19 protein-coding genes are annotated in these 18,262 nt (G+C 66.8%); 5 read left to right on the forward strand and 14 right to left on the reverse strand.

What is annotated here, in order from left to right; translation table 11 throughout:
• Positions 1-20: 20 nt before the first annotated feature.
• A complete protein-coding gene (locus tag QFZ46_RS03860; protein WP_307358460.1) occupies positions 21-356 on the forward strand; it encodes a DUF4229 domain-containing protein in 336 nt (111 codons plus the stop codon).
• 4 nt (positions 357-360) lie between these two features.
• On the opposite strand, the gene QFZ46_RS03865 is transcribed toward QFZ46_RS03860, so the two are convergent.
• From QFZ46_RS03865 to QFZ46_RS03875, 3 genes are read right to left on the reverse strand one after another with little or no spacing between them, the layout of a single operon-like run.
• On the reverse strand, positions 361-1,329 hold the full coding sequence (locus tag QFZ46_RS03865; RefSeq protein WP_307358462.1) for a 1,4-dihydroxy-2-naphthoate polyprenyltransferase: 969 nt from the start codon (positions 1,327-1,329) through the stop codon (positions 361-363).
• Positions 1,330-1,360: 31 nt separating this feature from the next.
• The gene (locus tag QFZ46_RS03870; RefSeq protein ID WP_307358463.1) at positions 1,361-1,651 is read right to left on the reverse strand and encodes a DUF4287 domain-containing protein; all 291 of its coding nucleotides are present in this window, start codon (positions 1,649-1,651) and stop codon (positions 1,361-1,363) included.
• 20 nt (positions 1,652-1,671) lie between these two features.
• The gene (locus QFZ46_RS03875; protein WP_307358464.1) at positions 1,672-2,028 is read right to left on the reverse strand and encodes a cupin domain-containing protein; all 357 of its coding nucleotides are present in this window, start codon (positions 2,026-2,028) and stop codon (positions 1,672-1,674) included.
• 45 nt (positions 2,029-2,073) lie between these two features.
• Between QFZ46_RS03875 and QFZ46_RS03880 the strand changes: the two genes are divergently transcribed.
• On the forward strand, positions 2,074-3,108 hold the full coding sequence (locus tag QFZ46_RS03880; RefSeq protein WP_307358465.1) for an ArsR/SmtB family transcription factor: 1,035 nt from the start codon (positions 2,074-2,076) through the stop codon (positions 3,106-3,108).
• Between the two features lie 3 nt (positions 3,109-3,111).
• On the opposite strand, the gene QFZ46_RS03885 is transcribed toward QFZ46_RS03880, so the two are convergent.
• Positions 3,112-3,561 (reverse strand): Lrp/AsnC family transcriptional regulator, encoded by a 450-nt coding sequence (locus QFZ46_RS03885; protein ID WP_307358467.1) that lies wholly within the window; start codon positions 3,559-3,561, stop codon positions 3,112-3,114.
• Between the two features lie 72 nt (positions 3,562-3,633).
• On the opposite strand from QFZ46_RS03885, the gene QFZ46_RS03890 reads away from it, so the two are divergent.
• Both QFZ46_RS03890 and QFZ46_RS03895 read left to right on the forward strand, forming a co-directional pair.
• Positions 3,634-5,052, forward strand: a complete 1,419-nt coding sequence (locus QFZ46_RS03890; protein WP_307358469.1) for a DUF6421 family protein — start codon at positions 3,634-3,636, stop codon at positions 5,050-5,052.
• A 111-nt stretch (positions 5,053-5,163) separates the two neighbouring features.
• The gene (locus QFZ46_RS03895) at positions 5,164-5,808 is read left to right on the forward strand and encodes an SDR family oxidoreductase (RefSeq protein WP_307358470.1); all 645 of its coding nucleotides are present in this window, start codon (positions 5,164-5,166) and stop codon (positions 5,806-5,808) included.
• Here QFZ46_RS03895 and QFZ46_RS03900 read toward each other — a convergent pair.
• A complete protein-coding gene (locus QFZ46_RS03900) occupies positions 5,805-7,220 on the reverse strand; it encodes an MFS transporter (RefSeq protein ID WP_307358471.1) in 1,416 nt (471 codons plus the stop codon). The genes QFZ46_RS03895 and QFZ46_RS03900 overlap by 4 nt on opposite strands.
• A gap of 48 nt (positions 7,221-7,268) precedes the next feature.
• Between QFZ46_RS03900 and QFZ46_RS03905 the strand changes: the two genes are divergently transcribed.
• Positions 7,269-8,336, forward strand: coding sequence for a threonine aldolase family protein (locus QFZ46_RS03905; protein ID WP_307358472.1), 1,068 nt, complete (start codon positions 7,269-7,271; stop codon positions 8,334-8,336).
• 72 nt (positions 8,337-8,408) lie between these two features.
• Here the strand turns inward: QFZ46_RS03905 and QFZ46_RS03910 are convergent, their stop codons facing one another.
• From QFZ46_RS03910 to QFZ46_RS03950, 9 genes are all read right to left on the reverse strand, one after another.
• Positions 8,409-9,785, reverse strand: a complete 1,377-nt coding sequence (locus tag QFZ46_RS03910) for an MFS transporter (protein WP_307358473.1) — start codon at positions 9,783-9,785, stop codon at positions 8,409-8,411.
• Between the two features lie 154 nt (positions 9,786-9,939).
• The gene (locus tag QFZ46_RS03915) at positions 9,940-10,965 is read right to left on the reverse strand and encodes an NAD(P)-dependent oxidoreductase (protein ID WP_307358474.1); all 1,026 of its coding nucleotides are present in this window, start codon (positions 10,963-10,965) and stop codon (positions 9,940-9,942) included.
• Complete coding sequence (locus QFZ46_RS03920) at positions 10,965-12,275, reverse strand: MFS transporter (RefSeq protein ID WP_307358476.1); 1,311 nt, start codon at positions 12,273-12,275, stop codon at positions 10,965-10,967. Before QFZ46_RS03920 ends, QFZ46_RS03915 begins: the two co-directional genes overlap by 1 nt.
• Positions 12,276-12,330: 55 nt before the next feature.
• Positions 12,331-13,101, reverse strand: coding sequence for an SDR family NAD(P)-dependent oxidoreductase (locus tag QFZ46_RS03925; RefSeq protein ID WP_307358479.1), 771 nt, complete (start codon positions 13,099-13,101; stop codon positions 12,331-12,333).
• Positions 13,102-13,113: 12 nt separating this feature from the next.
• On the reverse strand, positions 13,114-14,082 hold the full coding sequence (locus QFZ46_RS03930; RefSeq protein ID WP_307358482.1) for a 3-hydroxyacyl-CoA dehydrogenase family protein: 969 nt from the start codon (positions 14,080-14,082) through the stop codon (positions 13,114-13,116).
• A 48-nt stretch (positions 14,083-14,130) separates the two neighbouring features.
• A complete protein-coding gene (locus QFZ46_RS03935) occupies positions 14,131-15,078 on the reverse strand; it encodes a sugar phosphate isomerase/epimerase family protein (protein ID WP_307358484.1) in 948 nt (315 codons plus the stop codon).
• A gap of 121 nt (positions 15,079-15,199) precedes the next feature.
• A complete protein-coding gene (locus QFZ46_RS03940) occupies positions 15,200-15,922 on the reverse strand; it encodes a GntR family transcriptional regulator (RefSeq protein ID WP_307358486.1) in 723 nt (240 codons plus the stop codon).
• A gap of 81 nt (positions 15,923-16,003) precedes the next feature.
• On the reverse strand, positions 16,004-16,459 hold the full coding sequence (locus QFZ46_RS03945) for a ribose-5-phosphate isomerase (RefSeq protein ID WP_307358488.1): 456 nt from the start codon (positions 16,457-16,459) through the stop codon (positions 16,004-16,006).
• Position 16,460: 1 nt separating this feature from the next.
• The gene (locus tag QFZ46_RS03950; protein WP_307358490.1) at positions 16,461-18,182 is read right to left on the reverse strand and encodes a dihydroxyacetone kinase family protein; all 1,722 of its coding nucleotides are present in this window, start codon (positions 18,180-18,182) and stop codon (positions 16,461-16,463) included.
• Positions 18,183-18,262: the final 80 nt, after the last annotated feature.

Raw genomic sequence — 18,262 nt, forward strand, 5'->3', positions numbered from 1 at the left:
CGCGTGCTTAGACTGGAGGGATGAAGTTGCCGCCCCTCCTCGTGTATTCCGTGCTGCGGCTGCTGGCCTTCCTCGTGCCGCTCGCGGTGATGTGGTTCTTCTTCCCGATCATGCGAGAGCTCTGGTGGCTGACAGCCATCTTCGCCGCATTGATCGGCATGAGCATCTCGATCCTCTTCCTGCGCAAGCCGCTGTCCGGCGCTTCGTCCGAGATCTACGAGCGGCGAGAGGCCCGCACGACTCCGGGCCGGCAAAGCGCTGCCGAACGGGATGCCGACGCGGAAGATGCGGCGCTCGACGATGCATCCGAAAGCTCTTCGGGCACGACATCGGGCAACGCCGCGAAGCAGGAATGACTGCTCAGCCGACGAACGCCCAGTACAACGCGCCCGCATAGGCGAGTGCGGTGAGCGAAGTGAGCCCGAGGGCGACCACGAGTTCACGAGACTGGCGGTACGACCACACGATGATGATCGCGGGGATGCCAGCCAACAGCGCCATCAGCGAGAGCCAGGCGATCGGGTACAGCAGCGCGAGGAAGCCCGCGATCAGGAACGGCACGACCATGAACACCGTGTAGACGATCTTCGTCGCGCGGCGCCCGATCAGCACCGTGAGCGTGCGCTTTCCGACCTGCCGGTCCTGGTCGATGTCGCGCAGGTTGTTGGCGAGCAGCACGGCACAGGCGAAGAGTCCCGCCGCGACAGCACCGAGCCATGCCTCCTGCGGCAGCTGGAACGCCTGCACCCATGTGGTGCCGAGCGTCGCCACCAGTCCGAAGAACACGAACACGAACACCTCGCCGAGGCCGAAGTATCCGTACGGGCGCTTGCCCCCGGTGTAGAACCAGGCCGCGACGATGCACACTGCGCCGACGGCCAGCATCCACCACTGGCCGGTGCGGATGACGATGCCGAGCCCGACGAGCGCGGCGAGCGCGAAGAAGGCCAGCCCGATGATCAGCACTGTGCGCGGCTTCACCCGACCGGATGCCGTCAGACGCGCCGGCCCGACACGGTGGTCATCGGTGCCGCGGATGCCGTCGCTGTAGTCGTTCGTGAAGTTCACGCCGATCTGGATGAGGACGGCGACCGCGAGGCAGGCGAGCGCGATGACCCAGTGCAGCTCACGGTCGGCGAGCTGTGCAGCGCCGGTACCGATCACGACGGGGGCGACGGCGAGCGGCAGCGTTCGCAGGCGAGCAGCGCCGATCCAGTCGCGCGCCGTGATCGGCGGCGCCTCGATGATCGGTCGTCTGGCCGGGTTGCCGCTGGTGCGCACCGGCTTCCGCTTGGGTGCCGACGTCTTGCGCTTCGAGGATGCTGCCACGGAGGGAATCTTAGCCGTCGCGCCGATGCCGCTACTGCTGAGGGTTACTGTCCTTGCCGTCGAGCCAGAGCGTGTCGACCGCATCCGCGTGCGTGCCGCCAGTGCCGACATGCTTGCTGCTGATCTGCGGCCCCTTCGTGATCACGTGCACGAGCGCCATCGCGTGACCCTGACCGAGTGCGTAGTCCTCTTTCAACCACGCGACGATCGGCGTCGCTTTCGTGGATTCGTCGAAACCCTTCTCGCGTGCGAGCTCGATGAACTGGCGTGGAGTGAGACCGGTCTTGGTCTCGATGTTGTCGAGGTAGGCCTGGAATGACATGTGTTCTCCTTGGTGAGCGATCAGTCGAGGAAGGTCTGGATGATCGTGGGGGAAGCGTGGATGCCGAGGATGCGGAGCACGCCGTCGCCGATGTTGGTGAAGCAATGCGGAACGCGCGCAGGACCGGTCGCAGTGTCACCGGCTTCGGCCACGAAGTTCTCGTCACCGACCCTGATACGTGCCGTGCCCTCCAGCACGACCCACGTCTCAGAATACGGATGCCAATGCAGGCCGGGGCCCTCTCCGGGCTGGTTCTCGACGTAGAAGTACGAGACGTCCGCGCCGTGCTCAGCACCGACGAACCGGCGCGAGCGACCGGTTCCGATCCGGATGTCGCCGGCGACGACGACGCCTTCTGGGGCAGAAGTGGTGTTCATGCGTCCAGTCTCGACAGGGTCGCGACTGCGACATAGAGTTTCGACGTGAATCGAAACATTGCGGTCGATCGTCCGATCGAGGGCGTGGAGCACCCCGAGCATCGGGTCGAGTTCGAATTGAGCCCCGGCGATATCCAGGCTGTGCGCTTCGGCGTCTCGCCGGGTCACGAGCTCGCGCACGCCGTACGCGTTCTGCTGCGGCCCGAGCAGCATCCTCTGCAGTGGGGTTGGCTGCGCGCGGTTCGAGAGCGACTCCCCCGCGACAGCTTCGAGCTGCTCGCCGCAGTCATCGGCGGCGACGGCTATCTGCCGGACTTCCTCACCACGACCCCGAGCTGGGACATGAGCCCAGAAGCCGAGGTCGATGCACTGCGGACCGCGCCGCTGGATCCGATGCGGGTCGACTTCGGGAAGATGGTGCTGCGGTCGACAGGTTCACGCCGGCGCGCGCTGCGCGAGATGCGGGAGCGGCCGGCGCGTGCGCGAACGATGATCGCCGATGCCTGGCAGGACGTGTGGGACGCCGCGGTCGCACCGGTGTGGCCGCAGCTCGATCGCTTGCTGCGCGCCGACATCGCCGTGCGCTCGCGCGCCATCGCGACATCGGGCATCTCGGCGATGGCCGACGAACTGCATCCCCACGTCAGTTGGGGCGCCGGAGCCGTGCGGGTGCGACTGCGGCGGCACAGCGAGCAGGTGGACTGCCGTGGAAGCGGGCTCGTGCTCGTCCCCTCGGTGATGTCGTCCTGGGGCTGCATGGTGCTCACCGAGCCGCCCGCCCAGCCGACACTGTTCTACCCCGCGCGAGGGGTCACTGCGGGTTGGGCGCGAGACGCGACCGAGATCGCAGACGCGCTCGGCGCACTGCTCGGGTCTGCGCGTGCAGACATCCTGCTCGGGGCGAGCGTCGCGCGCACCACGTCGCAGGTCGCTCGGGATTCCGGGGTCGCCGTGTCGACGGCATCCCATCATCTGACGGTGCTGCGCACTGCAGGGCTCATCGCAAGCGAACGCGATGGGGTGCGGATGCTGCACACCAGGACCCCGCTCGGAGAAGCGACGATCGGTGCGGTGCTCTGAGCCCTACTCCTCGACCGAGATCGGGCGGTTCTCGTAGTACGTCTGCAGCACGACGGTGGTGCGGGTGCGAACGTTCGCCGCGAGGCGGACCTCGTTCACCAGCTGCTCCAGGGCGCGGGGCGACGCCACCCGCACGAACAGCATGTAGCTGGCGTCACCCGCTATCGAGTGGCACGCCTCGATCTCGGCGAACGGTTCCAGCAGCTCAGGTGCGTTATCCGGCTGACCGGGATCGAGCGGCGTGATCTCGATGAAGGCAGACAGCGGTTTACCGAGCGCCTCGGCATCGAAGATCGTTCGGTACCCGGCGATCACGCCCCGCGACTCGAGACGACGAAGCCGCGACTGCACCGCCGAGCTCGACAATCCGACGGCGTCCGAGAGCTGAGCCAGCGTCGCCCGGGCGTCACGAGAGATCTCAGCAACGATCTGACGGTCGACAGCATCCTCCATAGATGGAAGAATATCGGATATCAGCGGCTTATGCCGGAAACTTTCCTCTCAACTTCATGATCGGAGGTCCCGATGACCACCACACCCACCCAGATCAACGCCATCGTCGGCGAGCCCGAGGTTGTCGAGGACGCCGCCCGCGCCGAGACGAGCGACGCCTGGTTGATGCTGAAGGAGGCCGCCATCGCTCTGCGCGAGTTGCAGGTCAAGGACGGGTCGATCCCCTCCGCCGATCAGCACGCAACCGCGCGCGAACACGTCGCCGCGATCATCGCCGGTATCCGCGCGCTCACCCCGGCCTTCCCGCACGACTCGGAATACCTCGCCGCATCCGTCGCCGACTTCGAGCGCTGGGCTGCCTCCGACTTCGGCGTGCCCGACTTCCTCGATTCGCTCGTGGCCTTCCAACCGCAGCAGCATCGCATCGACGGCATCCGTCATCTCGTCGTCTTCCCGATGTACACGCAGAACGGCTCGCCCGACAGGCTTGTCGAAGCGCTGATCGTCGAGGCGATCTGGCCGGAATTCATCGCCGAGCTGGAAGCGGGCGACTACGGCAACAAGCTGTTCGTGTCCCTGCGCCTGGTCGACTTCACGCCCGGCTACGACACGAACTCCGCCGTGCTGTTTCCCGAGACCGTCGCGATGCGGGAGATCCCCTCCTTCACGTGGGGCGCGATCTTCCAGGACCGCGAGGCCGCCCGCTACCGGCGCGTCGTGCGCGCGGCATCCGAGATCACCAAGCTCGATCTGCCGGCAGAGGCCGCGCGGATGCTGGACGACCACGACCTCACCGAGCAGGCGTTCGTGATGTGGGACATCATCCACGACCGCACCCACATGCGCGGCGACCTGCCCTTCGACCCGTTCATGATCAAGCAGCGGATGCCGTATTTCCTGTACTCGCTCGAAGAGCTGCGCTGCGACCTGACCGCGTTCCGCGAGAGCGTGGCGATCGAGAAGCGGCTCTCCGCCCGCGACGACCTGTCGGCGACCGAACAGCAGATGCTCGAGCACGCCGGACTCGTGCAGTACGCGGTGATCTTCGACCGGATCTTCCGGTTCGCGATCACCGGCTCACGAGTACGCAACTACGACGGACTCGGCGGGCAGCTGCTGTTCGCCTGGCTGCACCAGCGCGGTGTGCTGCACTGGACCGACACGCAGCTCGCGTTCGACTGGGACGAGGTTCCGGATGCCGTGATCGCGCTCAGCGACGCGGTGAATGAGTTGTACTGGCGCTCGATCGATCGGCCGAAGACGGCGCACTGGCTGGCCGCATACGAGTTGGTGCGCAGCGTGCTGACTCCCAACCCTGCATCTGTCTGGGCCCGCGGCCTGCCCGATGAGGTGCTCTCCGGAGCGCCGAAGGGATACACCGACCAGGTACTGGACGACGAGTTCCCGCTGTCGATGTTCTTCGAGGCGCTGGAGAAGAAGATGCGGCCGGTGATCGAGTCGACTGCGGGGATTCGAGCCTCGGATGAGTGAGCCCGGCGTGCACGTCACTCGCAGAAGTGCGGCATCTTCGCAGGCCTCGACACGATTCGTGCGAGCAGAGCGCACATCTGCGAAGTTCGCGCACGATTCGAGCGGGGTGAAATGACCGTGAGCATCGCAGGGCGGACAGTCGTGCTCGCCGGCGCGACCAGTGCGGCAGGACTCACCGTTGCCGAGGCACTGATCGCGGCGGGTGCGCGCGTGATAGCGACCGGGCGCTCGCCCGGGCGACTTGCTGCACTCACGGATGCCGGCGCCGAGACCGTCGTGGCGGATGCGACCTCGCTCACGGACATGACGGCCCTGGCCGCGAAGTTCGGCCAGATCGACGGCGTCATCCCCCTGGTCGGAGGATGGCGGGGCGGTGGCGGTCTTGCCGGGCAGTCGGACGAGGACTTCGACGCGTTGCTCCCCGCGCTGCAGGCGGTGCGTGCGACCAGCCGCGCCTTCGACCGGGCGCTGCAGGCATCGGATGCCGGACGCTTCGCGATCGTGTCATCCACAGCGGTCGCGCGCCCGCTTGCGGGCGGGGCGAACTACGCCGCGGTGAAGGCGGCGAGCGAGGCATGGGCGCGCGCCGTGTCTCACGGGTTCGCGAAAGCCGCCCGCGATTCCGGCGGGCCCCTGCGAGCAGCATCCGTCGTCTTCCGGGCCAAGGTGCTCGATGCAGAAACGCTCGCGGGCGCCATCATCGGGCTCTGGGATGCGGATGCCGCGACGCTCAACGATCGGGTGGTCGAGCTCTAAGAGCGCCGGTCGGGCACCTCGGGTGGCATTCCCCGCAGAGGCGGCGGCGCGTCGGCCGCGCGCCCCTCCTGCGATTGATCGACACCGCCGACCGGCTGGGCCGGCGCGTGAGCATAGAGCTCGGTGAGCGTGCGATACGAACGGGTGAAGAACGCCAGCAGTGCCGCGACGACCATGATGAGACCTGCGAACAGGCAGATCAGCGCAATACCACGCGCCTCGCCCTCACCCAGCAGCCAGCCCCACTGCTGCTGACCGGCACGAGAATCCATATACGGGATGATCGCGAACTCCGCGATCGGAGCGATGAGGAACGCCGTGATCGGGGCGGCTGCCGCCTCCATCGCTGCAGCGACGCCGAACACACGTCCCTGACGCTGAAACGGCACCACCTTCTGGATGATGGTCTGCTCCGACGCCTCGACCAGAGGGATCAGCATCATGTACAGCCAGATGCCGGCTGCATACAGCGGCCACCATTCACGGAGCATGAACACCGCACCGAGCAGTCCCATCACGATCACGGCCAGGAGCAGCGTGCGCATCGGCCGCCTGCCGAGGCCGAACTTCGCGATGAGCGCGCCGCCGATGAGGAAACCGGTGGAGGTGACGCCCAGCACGATGCCCCACATCTCGACCGAGAACAGAGTCAGACCGTAGGGGTCCATCAGCGCCATGTACACGCCGCCGATGAGGTTGTTGAACGTCGAGAAGATGATGAGCGCGAACAGCCCTGGCGCGAGACGGATCGCCTTGACGCTGCCGCGGAAGTCGAGTGCGCTCGGGGAATCGGGATCGGGCTCCGGTGTTCCCTCGGGAATGCGCACGAAGAGCAGATGCACGAAGCTGACGCCCATCGCGACGATCGCGATCACCAGCGTTCCGCCCATGCCGAGGAATCCGATCGAAAGACCGGAGAACACGCTGGTGACCATGAACGCGATGCCCTGCACCGTACCCACGAGGCCGTTCGCGTTCGCACGCTTGTCCTCTTCGACCAGAAGCGTCACGGTCGTCGATAGCGCGATGTTGCGCAACTGCTCGATCACTCCGCCGAACAGGATTATGCCGGAGAAGAGCCAGAACCACGGTCCGCCGAGATCGAGCAGCTGCTCCTCGGAGAAATACAGGTACAGCACACCCGCCACTGCGAACGCGACGGCCGAGACCACACTGGACAGCAGCATGACCGAGTGCTTGCGGTGGCGGTCGACGATCGTGCCGAACACCATCGCGAAGAACGCGACGAAGAGCATGTACGCCCCGCCGATGATTCCGGTGGCCAGCACCGACTGCGTCTCGATGTACACCCAGAACGTCAGGGCGAACCAGAGGAAGCTCGTCGTCACGTTCGCGATGAGGGTGTTGATGAGGACGTTCGCGAAGGCCGTCCCTGCGGCGGTGCGCTTCATGGGACACAGCGTATTCGCAGCCACCGACATTCGACATAGGCTTGTGCGGTGAGCACACTGCATGACCCCGCGATCCGGGGATTCGCGTCGGACAACTACTCCGGCATCCACCCCGAGATCCTCGCGGCGATCGCCGCTGCGAACGAGGGCCACCAGGTCGCCTACGGCGAAGACGCCTACAGCGAGCGTCTGCAGGAGGTCTTCCGCAGCCACCTCGGCGACGGCATCCAGGCGTTCCCGGTGTTCAACGGCACCGGAGCGAACGTCGTCGGCCTGCAGTCGATGCTTCCGCGCTGGGGCGCCGTGATCACGGCATCCACCGCCCACATCAACGTCGACGAGGGCGGTGCTCCCGAGCGGATCGGCGGGATGAAACTGCTCACCGTGCCGACCGACGACGGCAAGCTCACCCCCGAGCTCGTGGATCGAGAGGCGTGGGGCTGGGGCGACGAGCACCGCGCACAGCCGCTGGTCGTCTCGATCACCCAGTCCACAGAGCTCGGCACCCTCTACACGGCCTCTGAGATCCGCGCTCTCGCCGACCACGCGCACGGTCACGGCATGCACCTGCACATGGACGGCGCGCGCATCTCCAACGCCGCCGCCGCCCTCGATCTGCCCCTTCGCGCATTCACTCGCGATGCCGGAGTCGATGTGCTCAGCTTCGGCGGCACCAAGAACGGCGCCATGCTCGGCGAGGCGATCGTGGTGCTGAACCCCGAGGCATCCTCAGGGCTGCTCTACGGCCGCAAGTACAACATGCAGCTGTCTTCGAAGATGCGCTTCGTCTCCGCGCAGCTCATCGCCCTGCTCGAGGGCGACCTGTGGCTGCGTAACGCCAAGCACTCGAATGCGATGGCCGCGCGACTGCGCTCCGGCATCGAAGCCGGGCTGGATGCCGGATCGATCCGCGGCGTGGAGTTCACCCAGGAGACCCAATCGAACGGCGTCTTCGCGACGCTTCCCGCCGGTGTCGCCGATCAGCTGCGCGAGTCATTCCGCTTCTACGACTGGGATGCTGCACGCAACGAGGTGCGCTGGATGTGCAGCTTCGACACCCAGGAGTCGGATGTGGACGCGTTCGTCGCGGAGCTCGGACGTCTGACCACGGTCTGACCCGATCCCGTTCGCGGATGCCCCCTGCTGTCGACGTCTCCCGATGGAGCATCGACAGCAGGGGGCAGGGGCTCAGTGCCCCGGTGTCAGCGCCTTCTCGTCGAGGAGAGCATCCGCCTTCGCGCTGAAGAAGCGGGTCGCCCACATCATGGCGGCGGCGAGGAATGCGAACACACCGAGCGACACCACGCCCCATGCGCCGCTCTCGGTCGGAACCGCCTCGTTGAATGCTGTGCGCATGATGGGCGCCACGAAGCCGCCCAGGTTGCCGAGCGAGTTGATCAGTCCGATACCGGCGGCCGCCGCTGCTCCGGTGAGGAACGAGGTCGGGAACGACCAGGTGATCGGACCGGCCGCGAGGAACGCCGAGACCGCGATCGTGATCGCGATCAGGCCGATCAGGCCCTGACCGTTGGCTCCGGCCCACGCCGAGACGAGGATCGCGACGCCGGTGATGACGAAGAACCACGCGCCCCACTCCCGGCGGCGCTTGACGGTGTCAGCATGCTTGCCCGCGTAGTAGCAGGCGAACAGACCCACCGCCCACGGAATGGCGGAGACGAGGCCGACCTGCCAGCCGACGTCCTGTCCGATGAGTCCGGAGACCTGCTGCGGCAGGTAGAACGTCGTGCCGTAGACCGCGATCTGCAGGCAGAAGTAGATGATGGTGAAGTACCACACCTTCCAGTTCACCATCGCCGCCCCGATGCCCCGCGGACCATCTGTCTCCTTGACGCCGTCCTCGTGCTCCATCACGACCTTCAGCGCGTGCTTCTCATCATCGGTGAGGAACTTCGCCTTCTGCGGTGAGTCGACCAGGAAGTAGAACGCTGCGATTCCGGCGACGACGGCCAGCATGCCCTCCACGAAGAACATCACCTGCCATCCGGCCCACGGGGTGAGCTGCTCGCCGAAGCTGATCAGTCCGCCCGACAGGGGCGCGCCGAGCATCTGCGAGAACGGCTGAGCCAGATAGAACAGCGCGAACATCTGCACGCGCCGCTTGTTGGGGAACCACTGCGACAGGAACATGATGACGCCGGGGAAGAGCCCCGCCTCTGTGACACCGAGCAGGAAGCGCAGGATGATGAACATCGTCTCGCCGTTGACGAACGCGAACGCCGCCGCCACGATGCCCCAGGTGATCGCGATGCGCGCGAGCCAGAATCTGGCACCGAACTTGTTCAGCAGCAGGTTCGAGGGGATCTCGAAGAGCGCATAGCCGATGAAGAAGATGCCGGCGCCGAGAGCGTAGGCACCGGCCGAGAGGCCGCGGTCGGCCTCCATGGCTGCCTCGGCGAAGCCGACATTGGTGCGGTCGAGGAACGCGACGAAGTACAGGATGATGAGCATCGGCATCAGGCGGAATGTCGCCTTCCTGATACCGCTGGCCAGATGGGGACTGGCCAGTAGGCTCTGCGCGCTCGCGTTGTGGGCCGAATCGGACACGGACTCTCCTTCGAGTGGTGAGTGGATGGATCGAGTGGATGGGGGCGTCAGGCGCCCAGCGCCGGAATGATCAGGAAGAGGCCGACGGCCACGCAGATCACTCCCAGCACCAGGAAGGCGATGCGGCCTTTGGACCAAGGTCTGGACACAGGGTTCACCTCCCTGCCACCGATACGGCGGCGCCCTCGCGCCACCGCTCGTGCTCGAGAGCGCGAGGGTTCAGGACCGTCGCCGGAACGCCGCCCCTCGAGGCGGTGATGATCGCCTCGTTCGCGCTCGCGACGACCGCCCGCGTGTAATCAGCGGTCCAGCACAGGGCATGCGGCGCGAGCGTCACGTTCTCGAGAGCCAGCAGCGGATCATCGGGCGCCGGCGGCTCCGGGTCGAACACGTCGAGCCCCGCAGCGCGGATCGTGCCGTCCTGAAGCGCGCTCGTCAGTGCGCCCTGATCGATCAGGGCGCCGCGCCCCACGTTGACGATCGCCGCGCTCGGCTTCATCTTGGCCAGTTCCGCGGCGCCGATCATGCCGGTGGTCGAGGCGTTCAGCGATGCGCACAGCACGACGACGTCGGCCGTGAGGCCCTCGTCCAGAGGGACGATGGGGACGCCGAGACGGTCGGCTTCCGCGCTCGAGCCACGACGGTTGACCCCGATGACGCGGAAGCCGGCGCCCAGGAGCATCCCGGCCAGCTCGGCTCCGACGCTGCCGAAGCCGACGATCGCCACGGTGGATCCGTCGGTCGCCGTCCCCCGCCACCGGCCGCGGTCCTCCCACCGGTCGTGCACGACGATCGCGTGCTTCTGCACGAGGTTGTGCGTGACGGCGAGGACGAGCGTGAGGGCCGCGAGAGCGAGGGGACGCCTGATGGCATCCGGAGTGTTCGTGACGATCACGCCCGCGTCACTGCACGCCTCGAGATCGATCGTGTCGTAGCCGGCACCGAACCGGGCGATGTGCCGCAGCCGAGGCGCGGCCGCGAGGACCGACGCATCGAAACCCCGGTGTCCGAGGGAGTACACCGCATCGAGGTCCGCGAGATCGTCATCAGTCTCGGGATGCGCATCGATCACCGACCACTCGATGCCCGCCGCTTCCAGTTCGGGGAGTACGAGATCGCCGTGGACGCTCGTGCCGTCCTCATCAATGGCGTCATTCGTGATGCCGACGCGATAGGTCATCAGGACTCCTTGAGCTCGGCGGCCATGGGCCGGCGGACGAGAACGGTGTAGGCGACGGCGGCGAGTGCCGCGATGATGCCGCCGATGAAGAACGACGGCGCGTACGAGCCGGTCGCGTCGGCGATGATGCCGGTGAGAAGGGGCGCGAATGCTCCGCCGAAGTAGCCGCCGAAGTTCTGGATCGCACCGACGGATGCGACCTGCGACGCGTTCACGATGTCACCGGGCATGGCCCACGCCGCGGCCTGCATGGTGGCGACGAATCCGAGCGCGACGGTCATGACGATCATCGCGAGCGTGAGGTCGGCGACCAGCGGAATGAGGCAGATCAGGAGACCCGCGACGACGGCGGCGACCGACATGACGCGACGCTTGGCGGTCAGCGCGTCGACGCCTGACCGCTTCGTGTAGCGAGTCATGACCCAACCGCCGGTGATGCCGAGGACGGCCGCGCCGACATAGGGGACCGCTGCGAGCCATCCGGAACCGGCGATCGTGACGCCCCGCTCCTCCTGGAGATACAGCGGGAGGAAGACGATGAAGATGTTCCAGATCCAGATGACGCAGAAGAAGCCCGCCATCATGCCCCAGATCTGACGGTGCGCGAACAGGCGCAGCCATGGCACCTTCGCGGCGCCCGTGTCCTGCTTCTGCTCCTCGGTCCTGATGAGCGCGAGCTCATCGTCCGAGATGCTCGGGTGCAGATCGGGGCGACGGTAGAAGATGAAGAACGCCACCGCGAGGATCAGCCCCAGCACGCCGAGGAACACGAAGATCGCGTGCCAGCCGAAAGCGATCATGATGCCGGTCAGGATCGGCGGTGCGATCGCCGGCCCCCACTTGGATCCGGAGTCCCAGATCGCCGTGGCCTGGCCTCGCTCCGAGCGGGGGAACCAGTCCGCCGTCAATCGTGCGCTGGCCGGCCCGTTCGGTGCCTCGGTGACTCCCAGCAGGAAGCGGAACGTCACGAAGTGCCACATCGCCGATCCCACGGCCATGAGACCGGTCGCTATCGACCATCCGGCGATCGCCAGGAAGTACATCCGCCTGGCGCCGAGCTTGTCCACGAGCCAACCTGCCGGAAGCTGCGCGAACGCGTAGGTCCAGCTGAACACCGTGCCCAGCAGGCCGATGTCGGTGCGGGTCAGTCCCAGCTCGTCCATCAGCGCGGGTGCAGCGATCGAGATCGCGCTGCGGTCCATGTAATTGAGGATGCCGGCGGCCAGCGCCCAGGCGAGGATCCACCACCTCAGGTTCTTGATGGTGCGACGGGTGGTGGATTCCTTCACCGGTGCGATTGCCTGACTCATGTCACTCCTTTGTGCGAGATCGGTTGGCGTTGCGGGGTCGTCAGTGCTCGTGTCGTCAGTGCATGTAGAGGCCGCCGTCGACGTTCAGGGTCTGGCCGGTCACGAAGCCGGCGTTCTCGCTGATCAGGAAGGCCACAGCTGCGGCGATATCGGTCGGTGTGCCGATGCGCGGCAGCACGCCGTCGGCCGCCATCGCTGTCTTGCGCTCCTCGGTGAGGGTGCCGCCCATGATGTCGGTGTCGATCGGTCCTGGTGAGATGACGTTCGCGGTCACACCCAGCGGCCCGAGCTCGCGGGCGATCGAGCGCATCAGACCGATGACGCCGGCCTTCGATGCCGAGTACGGCGTCTTCGAGAATGTGCCGCCGCCGCGCTGGGCGGAGACGGAGGAGATCCCGATGATACGACCGACGCCGTTCTCGGCGAGGGTGCGGGCGACGCGCTGGGTGATCCAGTGCACGCCGTCGAGGTTGATCGACTCGACGCGGTGCCATTCCTCCGGTGTGACCTCGAGGTACGGCACCGGCGAGGACACCCCTGCGAAGTTCACCACTGCGACGATCTGCGGAAGCTGCGCCTCGAGGGCGTCGACCGCCGCGACCGACTGCTCGCGGTCGGCGACGTTCGCTCCGACACCGACGGCGCGCACGCCGTGAGCCTCTGCGACCTCAGTCGCGGTCTGCGCTGCCGCCTCGCCGTCGACGTCGATGATTCCGACGTTCCAGCCGAGCTCGGCAAGGTGGAATGCCGTGGCACGACCGATGCCGCGAGGGCTCGCAGCACCGGTGAGGATGACTGTTCGTTCGGTGGGGAAAGTTGTGGACATCGTTGGTTCTTCTCAGTTCGAGGGGTGGATGGGTGCGGGACCGAGCTCGTCCATGAGCTTCTTGATCGCGACGTACGCCTTGTTGCGGTACGCGATGAGCTCGGGAGTCCGTTCGGCCGGGACGTCCAGGAACCCGCCGCCCGACTTGGTGCCGAGCTTTCCTGCGGAGACCAGGTCGGAGAGCGCCTTCGGCGTGGCGAACCGCTCGGGGAACTCGGTCTGCAGCGAGGCATAGCAGAACGAGTACACGTCGAGTCCTGCCATGTCCGCGATCGCGAACGGGCCGAAGACCGGGAGACGGAATCCGAACGTCGTGCGCACGATCGTGTCGATGTCCTCAGGCGTGGCGACGCCTTCCTCCACGAGCTGGGTCGCCTCATGGAACAGCGCGTACTGCAGGCGGTTCAGCACGAAGCCGGTCGCATCCTTGACTCGGGCGGTCTCCTTGCCCGTGGCTGCCACGATCTCCTCGACGACGGGGAGGATGGCCTCGTCCGTCGCCGCATGCGGGATCAGCTCGACGCCGGGGATGAACGGTGCGGGGTTGGAGAAGTGCACGCCGAGGAAGCGCTCGGGGTTGACGACGGCCTCGGCGAGCTTGCCGATCAGGATCGTCGAGGTGTTGCTGCCGATGATCGCATCCGGCGCGGCCGCCTCGGAGATGCGCCGCAGCGTCGCGTGCTTGATCTCGATCTTCTCTGGCACGGCCTCTTCGATGAATGAGGCGCCGGCGACGGCATCCTCGATCGTCGCCGCGGTGACACGCTCCGCGATGATCGTCGCTGCACCGGCGGGGAAGAGCCCGTCGGCCACGAACTGCTCGGCCTCGGCGATCAGACGATCGCGGTTCTGCTTCGCGATCTCGATGTCGACATCGGCGATGCGCACGTCAGCGCCGGACATCGCGAGGCACTGTGCGATGCCGCCGCCCATGTAGCCGCTGCCGATGACGGCATAGATGGGGCGTTCCTGATCGGTCATTGTGGTCTCCTGGGTCGAATTTCGGATGCGTCGAGTCGAGGGCGCGAATCAGGCGCGTGCGGGATCTGGGAGCAGCGTGCGCAGGTAGTCGCGGTTGGTGGCGCAGACGCCGAGGCTGTCCCCGCCGTACTGCTCCATGAGGAACGGGCCGTTGAAGCCGAGCTCGATGGCCCGAGCCACCATGTCGCGGTAGTTGATCAGGCCGAGCTCCATGCTGGTGGGCACGGCGGTCTGCCAGCTGCCGTCGCCCGCCTCGTCCCTGATGTAGTTCTTCACATGCCAGTAGTTCGCGTACGGGAGCGTCTTCTCGTGCATCTCGCGCCAGTCCTCGATCGGGCGGTGCAGGCGCACCAGGTTGCCGATATCGGGGTTGAGGCCCACGTTGTCCAGCCCGATCTCCTCGATCAGCCGAACGGCGCTGTCCGCGGTGCCGAGGTAAGTGTCCTCGTACATCTCCAGAGCCATGGGCAGACCGACGGATGCTGCATGCTCTCCGAGCTCGCGCAGACGCTTCACCGCGAGCGCACGGGTCTCCGCATCGTCAGGGTCGACCGTCCCCTGTGCGGTCCAGAACCACAGCGCCTCGCGCTGCGCCTGAGTGAACGGCTGGTGCAGGCCAGTGGAGAACACTTGCATGCCGAGCTCGGCGGCGGCGTCGATGGCCCGGTGCGCGTAGGCGAGGTTCTGCTCGCCCTTGCCCGGCTCGATGACGCTCTGACGCTGCACGTGCACCGAGACGAGCTGCACGTCGTGAGCTGCTGCGATCGACTTGAGCTCCTCGCGCCGCTCGGGGGCGAGCTCGGAGGGGCGGATGTGGCTGTCCGCGATCTCTATGGCGGTGAAGCCGAGCCGCGACACCCGACGGAACACCCCGTCCCAGGTCTCCGCCGATGCATCGTGCAGGCGGGTGCCTTCTGCGGTCACGGGAGAGAACCCGTGCATGCAGACGGCGATGGGCCAGTTCTCATTGGTGAGGGGGTGCGGCGTTGCGGTCATGACGACTCCGTTGACGTGTTCGTATCCGAGTTGATCGAATCTTCATAGATCCTATAGGAAATAGGAGACGCGTCAAGCGTGAGGCAGTGATCCGGCCGACGGCCGGGTCATGGGATCGGATTCAGCTGCGTTCGAGATCCAGGGAACGAGAGCGCACCTGCTCGATGTGGCGGCGCATCTGGCGCTCCGGAGCATCCTGATCGCCGCTCGCGAAGGCATCGACGATCGCCTCATGCTCAGCGATCGCCTCACGCACATCAGTGACGCCGTGCAGCACCGACTGGCGCATGCGGTGCAGTTGCGCGCCGAGTGATTCGGACATCTCGTCCAGGTAGCGGTTGCCGCAGTGACGGAAGACGACGCGGTGGAAAGCGGCATCCGTCGCGAAATAGGCGGTGGTGAGCTCGACCGCAGGCGAACCGGCGCGCATCCCGGTGATGACGCGCTCGCCCGCAGCCCGATGGGCCTCCTCCGCCGCGCGCAGTTCTTCGAGCATCAGCGGCGCCGCCGGCGTCGCCAATCTCGCCGCATTGGATTCGAGTACGACGCGTGCCTCGAACAGCTCGGCGAGTTGAGCGGCACCGAGCGGCGGGGCAACGCGGTAGCCCTTGAGGGCTTCACGGGTGACGAGGCCGGTGCGCTCGAGCAGCACCATGGCCTCGCGCACCGGCGTCGGCGAGACATCCAGCTGACGGGCGATCGTGTCGATGGAGAGCCGCGCTCCTGGCGAGGCATCGCCACTCAGCAGCAGCTGCAGGATCCGGTCGTACACGTGATCTCGCAGGCCGCGTCGCTCGATCGTCGCGTCCAGGCCGGACAGACCGCTCTCGAATTCCATCGTCATGCTTGATTCTCCCTCGCCGTCGACCGTTCAGGCGCCCACCAGCGCGACTTCGTCGAGAATGTCACGAACCGCCAGCGTATTTCAGGAGCCTTCGTAGGCGCAGATCTCCTGCACCTTCTCGGCAGAGGCGCTGGCCGGGTCGAAGGTGTAGGTCAGCCATTCGGCTGCAAGACGCCTGGCCAGCTCGATCCCGACGACCCTCTGACCCATGCAGAGCACCTGCGCATCGTTGGAGAGCACCGCGCGCTCGACGCTGTAGGAGTCGTGTGCCGTGACGGCACGGATGCCGCTGACCTTGTTCGCGGCGATCGCGACGCCGAGGCCGGTACCGCAGATCAGGATCGCGCGATCAGCATCGCCGGCAGCCACCTTCTCGGCCGCATTCGTCGCGACCCTCGGATAGTTGGTGTGACCGTCGGCATCGACGCCGACATCAACGACGGATTCGACGAGCGGACTCACGAGCAGATCCGCCTTGATGCGTTCCTTGTAGTCGTAACCCGCGTCGTCCGAGCCGATGACCAGTCGAAGTGCCATGTCAATCATTCCCCTTCAGGATGTCGAGAACCGTATGTGCGATGAGTGCGAACGAGACCGCGCCGGGGTCGGGAGTGCCGAGGCTCTTGTCGCCGTGCGCGCGGGCACGACCGAGCTTTGCCGCGAGGTCGGCCGTGGCTTTCGCCGCGTCGTCCGCGGTGCCGGCGGCGTCCGTCCACGCATCGACCAATCCGGCACCGGAGCCGACGAGCTCCGCGAGCCGATCGGCGAAGGGGACGATGGCGTCGATCATGGTCTTGTCGCCCACTTTGGCCTTGCCGAAGGACATCACCGCGTCCTTCATGGCGGTGATGCCGGCGGCGATGCGCGGCGCATCCGGGTCGCCATCATCACCCAGGGTCGCGCCGAGGGCCACGAGCATCTCGCCCCAGATCGCACCGGAGGTGCCGCCGCCCTTGTCGGCCCAGGCGTCACCGGCCTGCTGGAGAGTCGTCCGCGCGCCGGCTCCTGCGGCCACGACTGCCGACGCCGCAGCAGACGCCGCCCGGCTTCCCCGCTGCATCCCGATCCCGTGGTCGCCGTCTCCGGCGACGCGGTCCATCCGACCGAGCTCGTCGGCCTCGGAATCCAGCATCGCGGCCATCGCCGCCAGCGCGCGATCGATCGTCGCCGCCGCCCGCCTGGAACCGTCGCTCGCGGGCCCGATGACGAGTTCCTCCTCAGCGATCTCGACCGCGTCGACGACGATCCGCCCCTCGACCGCGCCGCGTCGGAACGCCGCCGTGTCGCACGAGGCATGCCAGAGAGGCTCGAGCTCATCGTCGAGCCACAGCAGCGTGAGAGAGACGCCCGCCATGTCGAAGCTCGTGCAGAACTCCCCCACCTCGGGCGAGACGACGACGAGACCGGCCTCAGCGAGCAGTCGATCGATCTCGGCGTACACGACGTACAGCTCTTCGTACTTGACGCTGCCGAGCCCGTTCAGGATCGGCACGACGCGCGCGCCTTCCCGCTCGATCCCGTCCGGGATCTCAGCGAGGAGGGACGACACGAACAGTTCAGCCAGACCAGCCGCCGTCGGTACGTCGACCTCGTCGATGCCGGGTTCACCGTGGATGCCGAGACCGACGGCCATCCGCCCTTCGGGCACCGTGAACAGCGGTTCATCGGCTCCGGGCAGAGTGCATCCGCCGAAAGCCACACCGAGCGTGCGGGTTCGTGCATTGGCGAGTGCGGCCAGCCGTTCGACCTCGCCGAGATCGAGGCCGGCTTCGGCAGCGGCGCCCGCGACCTTGAACACGACGAGGTCACCGGCGATGCCGCGGCGCTTTTCATGTTCGGCGGCCGGCGCGCTGGAGATGTCGTCGGTCACCACGACGGTGCGGCAGTCGATCCCCGCTGCACGCATGCGATCCTGCGCCTGGGTGAAGTGCAGAACGTCGCCCGCGTAGTTGCCGTAGCTGAGCAGCACACCGCGCCCTTCATCGGCTGCCGCGGCGACGCTGTGCACCTGGTGCGCCGAAGGAGAGGCGAAGAGGTTGCCCATCGCGGCTCCGTGCGCCAGCCCCGGACCCACCAGGCCCGCGAATGCGGGATAGTGGCCGCTCCCGCCGCCGATCACGACCGCCACGGTCGGCTCCGCGCCACGCGTGGAACGGACGACCCCGCCGGTCACCGGACGCACCCAACGAGCGGACGCCGCAGCGAAGCCGGCAGCGGACTCGGTCGCGAAGTCATCCGGGTCGTTGAACAAGCGCGTCATTGCGGTCTCCTCTGAACGAACGGGGGCACACCTGCGACCCACCACTCGATCCTATAGGAAATTGGATCAAAGAGTGGAGT

This window comes from Microbacterium murale (assembly GCF_030815955.1).
Lineage (GTDB): Bacteria > Actinomycetota > Actinomycetes > Actinomycetales > Microbacteriaceae > Microbacterium > Microbacterium murale_A.